The 13824-nt window shown below is 68.5% G+C and carries 15 protein-coding genes and 1 pseudogene; 9 read left to right on the forward strand and 7 right to left on the reverse strand.

Features of this window, described 5'->3' with window-relative positions; all coding sequences use genetic code 11:
• The first annotated feature begins 352 nt into the window (after positions 1-352).
• Together P3T27_RS29100 and P3T27_RS29105 are read left to right on the forward strand one after the other, a co-directional pair.
• Positions 353-1444 carry an ISL3 family transposase gene (locus P3T27_RS29100; protein WP_280683769.1) on the forward strand — a complete coding sequence of 364 codons (1092 nt, stop codon included), beginning with the start codon at positions 353-355 and terminating at the stop codon, positions 1442-1444.
• Entirely contained in the window at positions 1441-1803 is a 363-nt protein-coding gene (locus P3T27_RS29105; protein ID WP_280683926.1) for a transposase, read from the forward strand. Before P3T27_RS29100 ends, P3T27_RS29105 begins: the two co-directional genes overlap by 4 nt.
• A 28-nt stretch (positions 1804-1831) precedes the next feature.
• Here P3T27_RS29105 and P3T27_RS29110 read toward each other — a convergent pair whose 3' ends face one another.
• From P3T27_RS29110 to fabG, 6 genes and pseudogenes are all read right to left on the reverse strand, one after another.
• Positions 1832-2332, reverse strand: coding sequence for an SMI1/KNR4 family protein (locus P3T27_RS29110; RefSeq protein ID WP_280683770.1), 501 nt, complete (start codon positions 2330-2332; stop codon positions 1832-1834).
• 148 nt (positions 2333-2480) lie between these two features.
• A pseudogene (lysS, locus tag P3T27_RS29115) lies at positions 2481-3683 on the reverse strand (lysine--tRNA ligase); the annotation flags it as partial.
• 197 nt (positions 3684-3880) lie between these two features.
• The gene (locus tag P3T27_RS29120) at positions 3881-5062 is read right to left on the reverse strand and encodes a cytochrome P450 (protein WP_280683772.1); all 1182 of its coding nucleotides are present in this window, start codon (positions 5060-5062) and stop codon (positions 3881-3883) included.
• Between the two features lie 2 nt (positions 5063-5064).
• Positions 5065-6309 carry an MAB_1171c family putative transporter gene (locus P3T27_RS29125; RefSeq protein ID WP_280683773.1) on the reverse strand — a complete coding sequence of 415 codons (1245 nt, stop codon included), beginning with the start codon at positions 6307-6309 and terminating at the stop codon, positions 5065-5067.
• Positions 6310-6327: 18 nt separating this feature from the next.
• Positions 6328-6825 carry a regulator component gene (locus P3T27_RS29130; protein ID WP_280683775.1) on the reverse strand — a complete coding sequence of 166 codons (498 nt, stop codon included), beginning with the start codon at positions 6823-6825 and terminating at the stop codon, positions 6328-6330.
• 107 nt (positions 6826-6932) lie between these two features.
• A complete protein-coding gene (gene fabG / locus P3T27_RS29135) occupies positions 6933-7643 on the reverse strand; it encodes a 3-oxoacyl-ACP reductase FabG (RefSeq protein WP_280683777.1) in 711 nt (236 codons plus the stop codon).
• Positions 7644-8053: 410 nt separating this feature from the next.
• Here fabG and P3T27_RS29140 point away from each other — a divergent pair, with 410 nt between their 5' ends.
• Positions 8054-8890, forward strand: coding sequence for a helix-turn-helix domain-containing protein (locus P3T27_RS29140; protein ID WP_280683779.1), 837 nt, complete (start codon positions 8054-8056; stop codon positions 8888-8890).
• Between the two features lie 4 nt (positions 8891-8894).
• Here the strand turns inward: P3T27_RS29140 and P3T27_RS29145 are convergent, their stop codons facing one another.
• Positions 8895-9341, reverse strand: a complete 447-nt coding sequence (locus P3T27_RS29145) for a helix-turn-helix domain-containing protein (RefSeq protein WP_280683781.1) — start codon at positions 9339-9341, stop codon at positions 8895-8897.
• A gap of 586 nt (positions 9342-9927) precedes the next feature.
• Here P3T27_RS29145 and P3T27_RS29150 point away from each other — a divergent pair.
• The 6 genes from P3T27_RS29150 (at position 9928) to P3T27_RS29175 (ending at position 13812) form a co-directional block, all read left to right on the forward strand.
• Positions 9928-10077, forward strand: coding sequence for a hypothetical protein (locus tag P3T27_RS29150; protein ID WP_280683783.1), 150 nt, complete (start codon positions 9928-9930; stop codon positions 10075-10077).
• Position 10078: 1 nt separating this feature from the next.
• On the forward strand, positions 10079-11116 hold the full coding sequence (locus tag P3T27_RS29155) for a hypothetical protein (protein ID WP_280683785.1): 1038 nt from the start codon (positions 10079-10081) through the stop codon (positions 11114-11116).
• The gene (locus P3T27_RS29160) at positions 11116-11823 is read left to right on the forward strand and encodes an ATP-binding protein (RefSeq protein WP_280683787.1); all 708 of its coding nucleotides are present in this window, start codon (positions 11116-11118) and stop codon (positions 11821-11823) included. The genes P3T27_RS29155 and P3T27_RS29160 overlap by 1 nt, the downstream gene beginning before the upstream one ends.
• A 110-nt stretch (positions 11824-11933) precedes the next feature.
• Complete coding sequence (locus P3T27_RS29165) at positions 11934-12497, forward strand: WhiB family transcriptional regulator (protein ID WP_280683789.1); 564 nt, start codon at positions 11934-11936, stop codon at positions 12495-12497.
• On the forward strand, positions 12494-13504 hold the full coding sequence (locus P3T27_RS29170) for a DUF2637 domain-containing protein (RefSeq protein WP_280683791.1): 1011 nt from the start codon (positions 12494-12496) through the stop codon (positions 13502-13504). Before P3T27_RS29165 ends, P3T27_RS29170 begins: the two co-directional genes overlap by 4 nt.
• 83 nt (positions 13505-13587) lie before the next feature.
• On the forward strand, positions 13588-13812 hold the full coding sequence (locus P3T27_RS29175; RefSeq protein WP_280683793.1) for a hypothetical protein: 225 nt from the start codon (positions 13588-13590) through the stop codon (positions 13810-13812).
• Positions 13813-13824: the final 12 nt, after the last annotated feature.

Genomic DNA, 13824 nt, shown 5'->3' on the forward strand with positions numbered 1-13824 from the left:
ACCACCCACGCCTGCGCGCGGTCCAACCGGGGCCGGGCCTCCGCCAAGCTCCCGAGCGGCTCCTCGACGGTGAAGTCCCGCAGAATGCGCAGCGTCTGCTCCGAGTGTGGACGGTCACGTAATTCGGCTCTTTCGAAGATATTGTGATCGGACCCGTGTCCGCAGGGCGACCTGTCGTGTTGTCACTGGTGTGGTTCACGGAGCGTTGATGTCCTTCTTCCCCATTTGTCCGCTGTTGTAGTCGAGTTCGTGCAGCAGTCGGCAGCCGAGATCGTCCTTCACGCCCACGCGCGTGTGGCTGGTGGTGTGTGCCCGCAGTGCCGGAGATCATCGCGGCGCGTGCACGGTCGCTATGTCCGTCGTCTGGCGGACGCGGCGATCGGGGGGCCGGGCAGTGATCGTCGAACTGCTGGTCCGCCGCTTCCGCTGTCTGAACACCGCCTGCACTGCGGTGACGTTCGCCGAGCAGGTCGAGGGGCTGACCACCCCGCACGCCCGCAAGGCTCCGCTCCTGCGATCGGTCCTACTGTCCATTGCCCGCACGCTCGCAGGCCGCCCCGGCGCACGTCTCGCCGCACTGCTCGGCATCCGCGCCGCGAAGGACACCCTGCTGCATCTTCTTCGTTCAATGCCTGAGCCGCCCGCAACTCCCGTTCGGGTACTTGGGGTTGATGACTTCGCGCTACGTAAAGGCGACTCGTATGCCACCGTGCTGGTGGACCTGGAGGCGCGTCGGCCGATCGACGTGCTGCCGGGCCGGGAGGCCGGTCCCTTGGCCGCCTGGCTGGCCGGGCACCCGGAGGTCGAGATCATATGCCGGGACCGGGCCGGCGCCTACGCGGAAGGTGCCAGTACCGGAGCGCCACAGGCCGTCCAGGTCGCCGACGGGTGGCATCTCTGGCGAAACCTCGCGGAGGCAGTCGAGAAGACCGTCGGCTCACACCACACCTGCATCCGTTCCGCGTTTGCCGCGCCCCGGAACGACCAACCGGACCCGGTCGGCGATGCCGCCCAGTCCTTCAGCCTTCCGGACGGGACACGCGATGTCCTCGGCCACCCGAGGCGCCTGGTCGCCCGGACCAAGGAACGTTACACGGCGGTCCAGGAACGGCTGGCCGAGGGCAAGTCGCTGACCGCGATCGGTCGGGAACTGCGACTGGACCACTCCACCGTCCGTCGCTTCGCCCGCGCCAGCGGGATCGACGAACTACTCGTCAAGGCGGTCAACCGGCAGTCCATCCTCGACGAGTACAAGTCCCACCTGCACCAACGATGGAGAGAAGGCTGTCGTGACATTCCCCTGCTCCACCGTGAACTCCGGGAACTCGGCTTCCCCGGGGCGTCCAGACCGTCCGCCGCTACCTTCGGGGAGCCAAGCAGCATGGCCTACCCTCAACGTCTCGGCCCGCTCCGAGGTCTCGCCGAGTGGTCCGCTGGATCATGACCGACCCGGCCCGCCTGCGCGCCGACGACGCCCAGGAACTCAAGGAGATCCGGGCGGCCTGCCTGCACCTCGACGCCGCGGCCGGGCACGTCCGTGACTTCGCCGCCATGCTCCACGACCGACGCGGCGACCTGCTACCCGACTGGATGAACCGCGTCCTCGCCGACGACCTCCCCGCCCTGCACTCCCTGGTCGCCGGCCTCCGCCGGGACCAGGCCGCCGTTGTTGCGGGTCTGTCCAGCCCCTGGAGCTCGGGCCAGGTCGAAGGTCAGGTGACCCGAATCAAGCTCCTCAAGCGGCAAGGCTACGGCCGCGCCAACCTCGACCTGCTCCGCAAGCGGATTCTTCTCACGGCCTGAACGGTCGGCCGTTGGAGGCTTGACCGTGTCAACTACATGGGCCCGCAGGAGGTTCGACGTCCGTCACAGGACGCGGGTCCCGACCGTCGATGGACTCGGCGAGCCACTCGGCAAGCGTCAGGCCTTGGGGGGAGAGGGCGTGACCGAGGCAGCATCCGTGGGGATCCCACCCCCACATCGGCCCCGCGGGATCACGGCAGTCAACGAGCCACCAGATGGCGCAACCGAGTTCGAACAGAGGGACCACACCAGCAGGGTGGACCCGATCGGGGTCGGACTTGAATCCTTCATACCCGTCAACGAGGTCGGTTGCATTCCCGCCCATCCACGGTGCCCCGCTCACGCCGAGGACACTGCGACGTGGGCCGAACCCGCCGTTCGCGACCTCCAGATAGAGGCGTCGCAAGAGAGGGGGCAACGAGTGGCCGATCACCCGCTCGGCCTCAGCAACCGCCTCCGGCGAGGCCGGAACCAGGCCCGCATTGGCGGCGTATACGCGGATACTCTCGAAAACCTCGTCCTCGGTCACGGCCGCCATGATCCAGCGCCAGCGGAGGTCTGTCCAAAGCGTATCCGCTACCGAGAGACGCGGCGGTCACACGATCTTCGCCAGAGCCCAATTCCGTGACCACGAAGCCTCAGAAGTGGGGGAAATCGCTGACCGTTCACACCGAGTCGCCGGCCGCCACGTCCGCCACCGACGCCAGCGTGCGGAACGGCAGCGGTCGCGGCGTGGAAGGCAGCGGCCCGGCCGCCGGACCGACCGAGCGGGCCTGCACTGCCACCTCAAGGTCCGTCGCCGTCCCCGCGGCCACCTTGCGTCCGAGAGCGTCCCACTCGTCGTAGAGCCGCAGGATCTCCGCATCCAGCGCGATCTGGAACGACTGCCTCGGCTGGCGACGGTTGTAGAGCCACCGCAGCACCGCAGGCTCCAGGACCTCCAGGATGTCGATCGGGGTCGGCACACCGCCGTTCGAACTGCTCATCTTCGCCATCCCGCTGATCCCGACGAAGCTGTACCCGAGGTACGACGGCGGCAGCCCGCCGAACACCTCGCGCACCAGCTGCGACCCGACGGTGAAGGACGAGCCAGGAGAGGAATGGTCGACGCCGCCGGCCTCGAAGGTCACGCCCTCGAAGGCCCAGCGCATCGGCCAGTCCACCTTCCAGACCAGCTTCCCGCGGTCCGTCTCGGACAGCGCGAAACCACCCTCATAGCCGCACTCGCACCGGTACCGCATCTGCGTGCTGGCGTCGTCGAAGCCGGTGACCGTTGTGGAGTCCCGGCCGCAGACCTCACAGTACGGCCGGTACGGGTAGTACCTTCCGGCACTGACAGCGGCCAGGTCCTCCTCGTCCTGTTCCACCTCGGCGTCGGCCTTCTTCGTCCGGTACCGGTCGAGAACGGCATCGATCTGTGCGCGGTTCCGCATCGCGTGCACGACCTGCTCGCGGTAGACCCCGGAGAGGTACATCTGCGTCTGGCTGATCTCGTCGACCTCGACGCCCAACAGCGCCAGCGCCGCGCGGAGCGGAGCCTTGAAGCGCTCCGCCCAGTTCTCGTGCTCGCCGCAGGGATCAGGCACGGCCGTCAAGGGGCGGCCGACATGCTCGGCGAAGCTGGCCGGGACACCGGCCGGCACCTTGCGGAGCCGGTCGTAGTCGTCCCACGACAACAGGTGCCGACACTCCAAGCCCCGACGGCGAAGCTCATCCGCCACGAAATGCGGGACCATGATCTCGCGCAGGTTCCCCAGATGCACCGGGCCCGACGGGCTGATTCCGGACGCGCACACCAACGGAGCCCCGCCCCGGCGTTTCCCCTCGGCGATCACCTGGTCCGCAGCTGCGGCCACCCAATCGCTCTGCTTCGCGCCCATTCAAGATTCTCCGGCTGGTGGATAGTCAGGAGTAACCAGGGTAAGGGCCGTCGGAGACTCTCCCGTCCACCCGGAAGGTGCGCGCAGCTGGTGTCTTACGAAGTTGTTGCTCTATCGATCTTGGTGGGTGTGAGTTCGAGACCGCTTACTCGGTCGAGTGAACTCTGAGCACTTCAAGGGTCGGGGCGCTTGGCGCCCTACAGCAGGACGGGGAGCGATTCCAGTCCGCGGATGAGCCGCGAGTGGCGCCAGCGGAGCTGGTCGGCGGGTTGGCCGAGTCGAAGCTCGGGGAAGCGCGCGAGAAGCACATGTAGCGCGGTAGCCACCTCGGCGCGAGCGAGCGGTGCGCCGAGGCACCGGTGGATGCCGTGGCCGAAGGCCAGGTGCGCGTGTGCGTCTTCCCGTTCGAGGTCGAGCCGGTCCGGGTCCGCGAAGCGGGCGGGGTCGCGGTTGGCGGCGCCCGGGCTGACGGATACCGGGCTGCCTGCCGGAATGTCCGTCTCGCCGACTCGGACCGGTTCGGGAGCCCAGCGCCAGGTGGCGATGGTGACCGCGGAGTCGTAGCGAAGAAGCTCGCCGACCGCGCTCTCGATTCGGTTCGGGTCCGACCGCAGCAGCTCCAGCTGGTGCGGGTGCTGGAGCAGTGCCAGGACGGCGTTGCCGATCGCGGCGGTGGTCGTCTCGTGTCCGGCGACCAGGAGCAGCACCGCCAACGAAACAAGCTCCTGCTCGGTCAGATGGTCGCCGTCGCTGTCGCGGACGTTGACCAGCGCGGACAGCAGAGCATCGTCCGGTGCGCGGCGCTTGAAAGCGACCAGCTCGGCCATGTACTCGGCGAGGGCGTGGGAGGCGGTGTCAATCCGCTTGTGGTCGCCGGCAGCGAACAGGTCTGTCGACCACGCCCGAATTCGGTCCCGGTCGGCGGTCGGGACGCCGAGGAGCTGGCAGATCACGGTGACGGGCAACGGGATGGCGAGTCTCTCGATGACGTCGACCCGCCCCCCAGGCACCCACGAGTCGGTCAGGGCGTCGGCCAGGTCGAGGATGTACGGGCGCAGACGGTCGACGGCACCGGGAGTGAACGCCTTCGTGACGAGGCGCCGCAGTCTGGTGTGGTCCGGCGGATCCGTGGCCAGCATGTTCTGCGAGACGGCGGGGTGGAGGCTGCGGCCGGTCTCCTTGCCCGCGAAGAAGCGCGCCGTGTCCTTCGACAGTCCAGGATCGGCGAGCGCTTGCTTCGCCTCGCTGTAGCCGGTTACCACGTAGCCGGCCTTGTGTCCGGTGCCTGGGAGTTTCTGTACAGCGCCGTTGCGCCGGAGCGCCGCGTACGTCGGGTACGGATCCCGGAGGAAGTCGGGGTCCTGGAAGGGACTGCTCATGCTCATCCGTTCGCGGTCTCGGGGACCAAGGGGGGCTGTCGTACGGATTGGACGATGCTGCTCGCGGCGTAGGCTCGCGCGACTGAGCGTAGCCAGGCTGTCTCGGCGCGGAGGTCTCCCGCGCGGGCCGCAGTGCCGGGCGCCTGCGGAGCACGCTCGGATTCGGGGCAGCCACCGGAGACCATCGTCCGCAGGGCGACGGCCAGCACCGCAGCCTCGACCACAGCACCGCCCTCGACCGCGTCGGCGAGTCCATGGCGTTCCACCTCTCGGGTTGCCTCCTGCTGAACCGCGAGCGACCGGTAGGGCCGGAGAGTGAGGACGGCGTCGCTGATCTCAACGACGCGGCGCTGCAGGAGGAAGTCAGCTTCGGCCGCGCTAGCGTCCGGCTGGAGGACGAGGCCGGGCATCGCGGCGGTGAGGTCGAGCCAGAGCGGTTCGAGGTCGGCGAGCGACCGAAGCTCCCAGCGCCGCTGGAGGTAGCGCGTCAGCGGCCAGAGGAGCGCAGGGAGAGTCAAGCCCAGGGTGATGAGCAGCACGCTGACCGCTGGAGCGGTGACCGCGAAGGCACAGTTCACCGGAGTGACCAGGCTCGTGCAGCGATCATGCCCGGGGATCGCTTCCCAACCAAAGGTAGCCGCAACGGCATTGATGGCCTTGTACGTCGTGTAGACGAGCGCGAAGACACAGCCGACGGCAGTGGTCCGAAGCCCGACTCGCTGGCTGGTTCGCGTGGCGGTGCGCGACCGGGTCCAGGTCTGGGCTAGGCAGTCGAAGATCGCGTAGGCGAGGAAGCAGATATAGGCCAGTGAATACAGGTGCAGGGTGACGGTGGCTTCGTCGAGGGAGCCTTGGCGCTCGGAGGCGCTCCACACGAGGGAGGACGGAGTGAGCGCGAAGGCAACTGCCATCGTCGCGACGGCCAGGGCCAGGAGCCGGAGACGGAGCCGGAGCCGGTGACGGGCCTCCGCAGCAGGGTAGTTGAGGAAGAGCAGGATCGAGGTCACGCTCGCTGCCGCGGAAAGAGTTGCAGAGTTGCTGACCAGCCGGGAGAAGTCGAGTGCGATCGAGTCTTCCAGCTTGCGAACCACTGGAGCGTAGGCGCTGAAGGCAACCGCGAAGCATGCGAGGAAGGCCGACATGCTCAATGTGCCGGCTGGGCGCTGGCCGGCACGGCGTCTGAGCGCCCAGTAGAGAGAAGCTGCCAGCAGGAGGATGGGCATCCCGCCGAAGATGGCGCTGATCACGTAGGTTCCTTGGATGGGTCAGGAGAAGATCGCGTCCCAGCGCTCGTCGGCTCGAGCCGGACGAGGTGATGGGCGGAGCCTCTCGCGGTAGGCGCGCTGGCGGATGAGCGTGGCCAGCAGCTCGGCCTCGCGCTCGTCTGCGGTGGTGTAGGTGGTACGGCCCGACATCCGCAGCGCGAGCGTCGGGTTGAACCCGATGCTCGCGGCGACGCCGTCGCCCAGAGCCAGGGAACCCGGGTGGTCGCAGAGGATGTGGCTGATCTCGTGCGCGAGGATGTGCATCTGGTGCGCGGCGGATGTGCCCTGCTCGACGAAGAGCAGGTCGGCCGACGGTGTCTCGACTCGGATGCCGCACGGCGTGGAGTTGTCGGCGTCTGCCGGGAGCCGGCGGAAGACGATCGGCTTGCCCCGCAGGGTGGCTACTGCCTCGCGGAGTTGCTGGGTGCCAAAGCGATGGGGCAGTTCGAGGAGAGCGAGGCGCTGCTCGCATGCAGCCCGGAGCTGGCTGCTGTCCATGGTCACCCCTGGAAGAAGACGAGCCTGTTGGGAAACCCGTACAGGACGTGGTCGGGCGATCAGCAGGGTGCGGGAGTTGAATCCCGCGTCGGGGAAGCGGCGGAGCGTCAGTGACCCATGGCGGCGCCGCCGTCGACTGGGATGACCGCTCCCGTGATGTAGCCGGCCTCGGGGCTTGCCACGAAGCGGACCGCCGCCGCGATCTCGCTGGGCTGGGCGATCCGGCCCAGCGGGACCTGGGCGACGATCTCGTCGAGCCGCTCCTGGCCCAGTACGGCGGTCATATCGGTCGCCGTGAGCCCAGGGGCCACCACGTTCGAGGTGATGCCCCTGCTGCCGTACTCCCGAGCCACGGAGCGGGCGAACCCGATCAGCCCGGCCTTGGACGCGGCGTAGTTGGCCTGGCCAGCCTCGCCCGCAAGCGCAACCGCCGACGAGATGAACACCAGCCTGCCGCCTCGCCGTACGCGCAGCATCGAGCGAAGGGCTCGCTTGGCGCATCGGAAGGCCCCGGTCAGGTTGGTCTCGATGGTCGCAGCCCAGTCGTCCTCCGACATCCGGAGAAGAAGGGTGTCGCGGGTGACGCCCGCGTTGACGACCACCACTTCGACCGGACCGTGCTCGGCTTCCACCAATGCGAACGCCTGCTCGACGTCCGCAGGCGACGTCACGTCGCACTTCACAGCGAACAGCCCCGCAGGAGCCTCGCCGGAACGGGAGGTGACCGCCACCTGGTTTCCGTGCTCAGCCATCTGGCGAGCGACCTCAAGACCGATCCCGCGGCTTCCGCCGATGACCAGAACAGAACGACCCGACATGCTGCTTCTCCCGAACATGTGCTGACGACGACAGGTGGGGGCAGGCAGCCCGTCACGGCGCTACACCGGAAGGCACTCGAACCTGCGCTCTAACCATGCCGGGCGCTAAGAGGAAGTGACGCTTCCGGGAAAACTTGCTTCCGCTTACGCATTGTGACGAATTGGCTTAGACCACCTCGCTGACGTCGTAGTGCGCGATGAGCGGTGCGGTGATTGCTGGGTGTAGTCGAGCCCATAACTATGGCGGTCCACGCCCGGTGCATTCCTGGTGCCGACAGGTGGTGGGACGTGGAACATTCGCATGCGCTGAGTAGCGATCGGAGGAAAATCCGATCTTCTGACAAAGTGTCAGTTGATCTGTGAGTTGCGCCACGAGTTGGGAGGGGGCTGGAAATCGGAAGCGGGGGAATATGCTCTCCGCTGTGAATAATCCGGGAATCGGGTCGGGTCCGCAGGATGATCCCGCGCAGTCTCTGAGTGAGCTTCTGCGCTCATGGCGCGCACGCGTGGATCCTCGACGAATTCCTGGGCTGGTCCGTGAGGGCCGGCGGGGCTCGGGGCTGTCACAGTTGGACGTTGCCGAGCTCACTGGTGTGACCGACCGCTGGTATCGCGAGCTGGAGCTGGGGCGCCAAGCGAACTTTAGTGCGGACTTTCTTGACCGGCTCGCCCTGGCCTTGAGGCTATCCGAGGCGGAACGCGAGGTGCTATATCGGAGGACCGTGGGTCACCCGCCCCGCCAGCGCCCAGCCGTTGACGCCGAAGAGGCTAAGATCCTCGACGAGGGAATGCAGCAACTGTTGGATGACCAACTACCCAATCCCGCCTATCTATCGGATGGGGCGTGGAACGTCTTCGGGCACAATCGGCCCCAAATCGAGTGGTTTCCCTGGATCCCCTACGAGCCCAATGTCATGAAGTGGGCTTTCCTGTATCCAGAGGCGCGCGTTCAGCTCGTCCGGTGGGCAGAGGACTGGGCTGGCCCAATGCTCGCTCAGTTGCGCTACGCCTGCCTCCAGAATCCTGAAAAGGCGGAGCTCCAGCAGGTTGCGCGCGAAATTCTCCAAGGGAGTCCGGAGGCGCGGGAGATGTGGGAGCACACTGAGCTGATCCACCATCCGGACGGTGACGTACGGCGGCTTCGGCTGCCGTATCACGGCGAGCAGGAGATCGCAGTTCGGATGATGGTCCTCGCGCCACTTCGGCGGCCGACCGTGCGGCTCATGATCCTCATGCGCATGGACTGAGCGGCTACTCGCTCAGGTCGACGCCCGGAAGATCGTCAGACGGCGGGAGTCCTTCCAGTACCCGGGCCTGTTCGATGACGGTGTGCACCATCTTGAGGCTTGCGGTGGAAAGGCCGGCGGAGCGGAGGGCGACCGTCGCGATCTGCTGGTCCCGCATCGCGGCGACGAGCTGGATCTCGGCGGCGGTTCGCTCGGCCACCTCGTCGTCGAAGAAGTAGCCGGCGGGCACGCCGAAGAAATCGGCCAGAGCCCTGATGGTGGCCATCTTGGGGTTGGTGCGCGCACCGGTGCGCAGTTGCTGGATCCCGCTGGCGGTGATGGCACCGTCGCCAGCCTCCTTGATGGCGCTGGCCACCTCGGCATACGTGTACGGGCCACGACCCTTCGGGTGAACCTCCTGGAACAGCTTCTCTAGCCGGTCGGCGAACGTCCGCCCTGTTCCGTTGGTCATGCCCACCTCCTGTCGTCGCGACCAGTGTAGCCACTGGAGAGTGTGAGTCTGCACGTCCGAGGCCCAAATCTCGACACAGCAGTTGACTCAATGGCGCAACTGGAGTGTACGTTGGTCCCGCCATGACGGGCTCAGCAGTGGAAAGACCCTGGTGGGGCCGCTGGCAAACGCCCTGGACTGGCAGCGCGGATGGCCCCTATGGTGCTGCTCCCGCCAGCAGCCCGGGGCGGGGCCAGCAGGTTGGCCCCTGTCGCCCCGGGGCCTGTACAGACCCAGAACTGAGCGGAAATGAGACCGGCGCCCGGGAGCTACCAACTCCCAGACGCCGGGCCGGCACCTCGAAGGGCGCCGATTCACAACCACGCACGCAGCGGGACTTCTTTGCACGAGACCGCTGCATGCGCTCCTACGAGCCACGGAGTATCGCATGCCAGCCACGCCCAGCGGAACCGCGCGCCCAGATCAAGAGCGCCACCGTCGGCTCGCGTCCCAGCTCAACGACATGATCCCCGGCGCCGACACTCTTCGGATCAGCCTGACTGATCCGAACCACCGATGGCCCCACCCCCATGCCTCCGCAGTGGACATGGCCGGTCATCCGATCCCCATCACCCGCGTCACCGCCAAGGTCGCCTCCCGCTGGGTGCTGCGGACGTGGCCCGACGCCGACTGGAGCCTGCCCCACACCCTCGACCTCGGCACCGCGGAGCTCGCCCTCGCCGGTCGGGGTCGCTGACATGGCTCGCATCCGATCGGTCAAGCCGGAGACCTGGGTCTCCGAGACGCTGGCCGAGGTGTCCATACCGGCGATGGTCACCTTCCTCGGCATGACCAACCATGCCGACGACCACGGCAGGCACCGCGACCAAGCCGCGATCATCTACGGCCTGATCTGGCCGCTGCGCGACGAGATCAGCCGGGCGGACGTCGAGGACCACCTTCGGCAGCTCGCCGCCGTCGGCGCGATCTGCCGGTACACCGGCTGCGACGGTCGCAAGTACTTCCACTATCCGACCTGGCACAACCACCAGAAGATCGACAAGCCGAGCCTGTCCCGGCTGCCCGCGTGCCCGCACTGCGAGCCGGAGCGGTGTGGCGTCTGCAAGGGCCCCTGCATCCAGCGGGCCGCCCTCGTCGACACCCCGGGAGCCGCCGCCGAGCGAGCCCCGAGTGCTCGCCGCGAATTCGCCGAAACCTCGGCGAACGCTCCCGCCGGGCTTGACCAACTCCCCGAACTGTCGTCGGTGCCGCCCGCTCGCTCCGCTTCCGGAGATGACGCTGAGGCAACTGCCGACCCGGCGGCGGCTCCGACCCAGAAGAAAACAGCAGGTCAGGCGACATTCGCCGAGGGCTCCCCGAATGCTCGCCGAATCCTCCCGGAGCCCTCGACGCCTGGATCTAGGATCTTGGATCCTGGATCTTCTTTCCCTACGGGGCGACAGGCGCCCGACGCGGACACCGTCTCGCCCAACCAGCTGATCGGCGAGTACGTCGCCGCGTGCAGCCGGCGTCCGCCGGGCAGCGTGCTCGGCCACCTCGGCAAGGTCGTCAAGACCCTGCTCGCCGAAGGGATCTCGGCCGAACACGTCCGGTCCGGGCTGCGGCGGTACGCCGAGATCCAGGGCCACCCGTCCCGGCTGCCGAGCCTCGTCAACGACGCCATGAATGCACAGGGCGCCGGTTTGGCTCGGCCGGGATTCCGGTCTAACGTGCCCGCTCACCAGGCGTGGACCAACCCGGTCGACGCTGCCGCCGCCTACGCCGAGGAGCTGTGATGCGCACCCACCGCGAGCCGCAGACCCTCGCCGACGGGCCCTCGGTGCTCGACCGGATGGCCCGGATCCTGGCTTCCCGGGGCATCGACCAGGCCACGGTCGACGGCTTCCCGGACGAGGCGGAGCCGTACTCGCCGGATGACGCGCTGTCCGCCGGGATGCCTCCCCGCTACCGTGACGCGGTCGCCGAGCACCCGCAGGTCCTCGCCTGGGTTCGGCAGGTTGCCGGCCAGGCCGCTGCCCCTAGCCGTGGCGCCCGCCGCCAGGTCGCCACCGGCCCGAGCCTGCTGATGGCCGGGGTCGTCGGCGCAGGAAAGACCCACGAGGCGTACGGCGCCGTGCGCCGCCTGGTCGAGGCTGGCATCGGCGTGCGCTGGCGGGCGACCACCGCCGCCGACCTCTACGCGGAGCTCCGGCCGAGCGCGGACACCGACGCCGAGCGGGTCCTCGCGACCTACAGCCGGGTGCCGCTGCTGATCCTCGACGACCTCGGCGCCGCCAAGAGCTCTGAGTTCGTCGAAGAGCAGACCTACCGGCTGATCAACCGCCGCTACAACCACTGCCTGCCGACCCTGATCACCACCAACCTGCCGATCAAGGACCTGCGCACCTGCCTCGGTGACCGCGTCACCTCCCGGCTCGCACAGATGACCACCCGGGTCAGCTTCGAGCGGGTCGACCGCAGACGGCTCCAGCGCGCCGCCTGAACGGCCGCCGCGCCAGGCCCGCCCGACGGCGAGCCGCCCAACCTCACCGACCCAGCGCACCTCTCTGCCGACGCCGCCCTGTGCGCGGAGAGCGATCGGAGCAACCCCGCATGACCATCACCACCGGCCCTGTCCGCCACCGCTCGCTCGGTGACCACACCTGGCAGGACCAGGCCGTCTGCACCCCGACCGAGTACAACTCCGTCGACCCCGAGACCTTCTTCCCGGGACCGGAGGAAGCCAGCAAGATCGCCACCGTCAAGGCGCTGTGCGCCCAGTGCCCCGTCGCTCGCACCTGCCTGGACGCCGCGCTGGAGACGGGCGACACCCACGGCATCCGGGGCGGCCTCACCGAGGAGGAACGCGAACCCCTGCACACCAATCTGGCCAACCGCCTCGACTACAGCCGCGTCAACGCCACCCTGGCCGGACGCGACATCCACCTCACCAAGGCCGAGCGCCGCGCCGTCGTCCTCGCCGGATACCGCCAGGACGTCCCGGTCGAACGCCTCGCCTGGCTCCTCAAGATCACACCAGAGCACGCCCTCAAGCTCTACCGCGAGACCCGGCGCGCCATCCGCCACCGGCAGATCGCCCAAGACGCCGCCCGCACGGCCACGACCGGTGACACTGCCGACCAGCTGAACCGGGACGACTTCGGGACGGCCGCATGAGCACCACCACCATGCCGACCACCGCCCCCGTCACTGGCTGGGACCGGGCCGTCGTCATCGCCCTCGGCACCGCCGGCTGCGCGCTCAGCTACGACGCCCTCCAGCAGATGGCTGTCGCCATCCACGTCCGAGGCTTCCTCACCTACCTGTTCCCGCTCGTGATCGACGGGTTCATCTCCTATGGGGTGCGCGCCCTGCTGGTGCTGCGCGACGCCCCGCTGCGGGCCCGGATCTACGTCTGGACGCTCTTCGGCGCGGCCACCGGGGCGAGCCTGTGGGCCAACGCCCTGCACGCAGTCCGGATGAACGAGCAAAGCGCCGCAACCGGACTGCGGCTGGGCGACACGGTGGTCGCGGTGCTGTCCACCATCGCCCCGCTCGCGTTGGCTGGCGCCGTCCACCTCTACATCCTGATCGCCCGCGGACAGGTCAACTGGGCTGACTCGGACGGCTGCGGTGACCGAACGGCCGACGCTGACCGCGGTCAGGTCACTGCCGAGGTTGACTGGGTCGAGCGACCGGGCCCGGTGACCGGCGGTCAGGGCAGCACCGGTCACCCCGGCGCCGGTCAGCCGGTCAGCCGCCCGGTCACCGCGTCGGAGAAGCGGCCGATGCTGACCCCGGTCAGCCCGGTCAGCCTGACCGAGCCCGCTGACCTGGGCGGTCACCCGGACACTGCCCGGCCGGGCACTGATCGACCGGCGGACAGCGGGCCGGTCACCGCCGCACAGGTCAGCCTCGCCGAGGTCACCGGCCAGCCGGTCACGACTCCGGTCGCCGCCCCACAGGTCAGTGACCAGGAGGGTGACCGCCGCACGGACCTGGACACCGAGGACCTGCTGAAGATCGCCCGACAGGCGGTCAAGGAGGAGGACAAGCTGACCCGCAAGGTGGTTGCCCAGGCGATCCGGGGCCAGCAGATCCCCCTGTCCAGCGACACCTTGACCCAGCTGATGGCCCAGCTCCGCGCCCAGCACGGTCAGCCGGCCACCGCAGACCGGGACTGACCTTCACCCGACCGCCGGGGTGACCGCCACGGTCACCCCGGCGGTCACCCGCCCGAACCACCACCAAACGGGAGCACCCCAGCATGTGCACCACCCCCGCCACCTGGGCCGAGTCGGACTCCTGGCTCGCCGTCCTGCACCAGCGCGGTCACCTCCACCGTGTCGAAACCCTCCCTGACGGCACCCGCAGCGTCCAGTGCGGCCGGCACTCCCGCTCCTGGACCCTCCACCACCCCGTCCTCGCCCTCGACTTCGTCGAGGACCTCGTCCGCGAGATCCGCCAGCGCGACACCGAGGCCAGCCGATGACCGCGCCCGGCC

This window comes from Kitasatospora sp. MAA19 (assembly GCF_029894125.1).
GTDB lineage: Bacteria > Actinomycetota > Actinomycetes > Streptomycetales > Streptomycetaceae > Kitasatospora.

Coding starts and splice junctions, on each gene's coding strand:
- P3T27_RS29105 (WP_280683926.1), top strand. CDS start 1,441: ATGACCGACCCGGCCCGCCTGCGCGCCGACGACGCCCAGGAACTCAAG.
- P3T27_RS29150 (WP_280683783.1), top strand. CDS start 9,928: ATGGCCGGTCATCCGATCCCCATCACCCGCGTCACCGCCAAGGTCGCC.
- P3T27_RS29170 (WP_280683791.1), top strand. CDS start 12,494: ATGAGCACCACCACCATGCCGACCACCGCCCCCGTCACTGGCTGGGAC.
- P3T27_RS29140 (WP_280683779.1), top strand. CDS start 8,054: ATGCTCTCCGCTGTGAATAATCCGGGAATCGGGTCGGGTCCGCAGGAT.
- fabG (WP_280683777.1), bottom strand. CDS start 7,643: ATGTCGGGTCGTTCTGTTCTGGTCATCGGCGGAAGCCGCGGGATCGGT.
- P3T27_RS29100 (WP_280683769.1), top strand. CDS start 353: ATGTCCGTCGTCTGGCGGACGCGGCGATCGGGGGGCCGGGCAGTGATC.
- P3T27_RS29120 (WP_280683772.1), bottom strand. CDS start 5,062: ATGAGCAGTCCCTTCCAGGACCCCGACTTCCTCCGGGATCCGTACCCG.
- P3T27_RS29145 (WP_280683781.1), bottom strand. CDS start 9,341: ATGACCAACGGAACAGGGCGGACGTTCGCCGACCGGCTAGAGAAGCTG.
- P3T27_RS29155 (WP_280683785.1), top strand. CDS start 10,079: ATGGCTCGCATCCGATCGGTCAAGCCGGAGACCTGGGTCTCCGAGACG.
- P3T27_RS29160 (WP_280683787.1), top strand. CDS start 11,116: ATGCGCACCCACCGCGAGCCGCAGACCCTCGCCGACGGGCCCTCGGTG.
- P3T27_RS29130 (WP_280683775.1), bottom strand. CDS start 6,825: ATGGACAGCAGCCAGCTCCGGGCTGCATGCGAGCAGCGCCTCGCTCTC.
- P3T27_RS29165 (WP_280683789.1), top strand. CDS start 11,934: ATGACCATCACCACCGGCCCTGTCCGCCACCGCTCGCTCGGTGACCAC.
- P3T27_RS29175 (WP_280683793.1), top strand. CDS start 13,588: ATGTGCACCACCCCCGCCACCTGGGCCGAGTCGGACTCCTGGCTCGCC.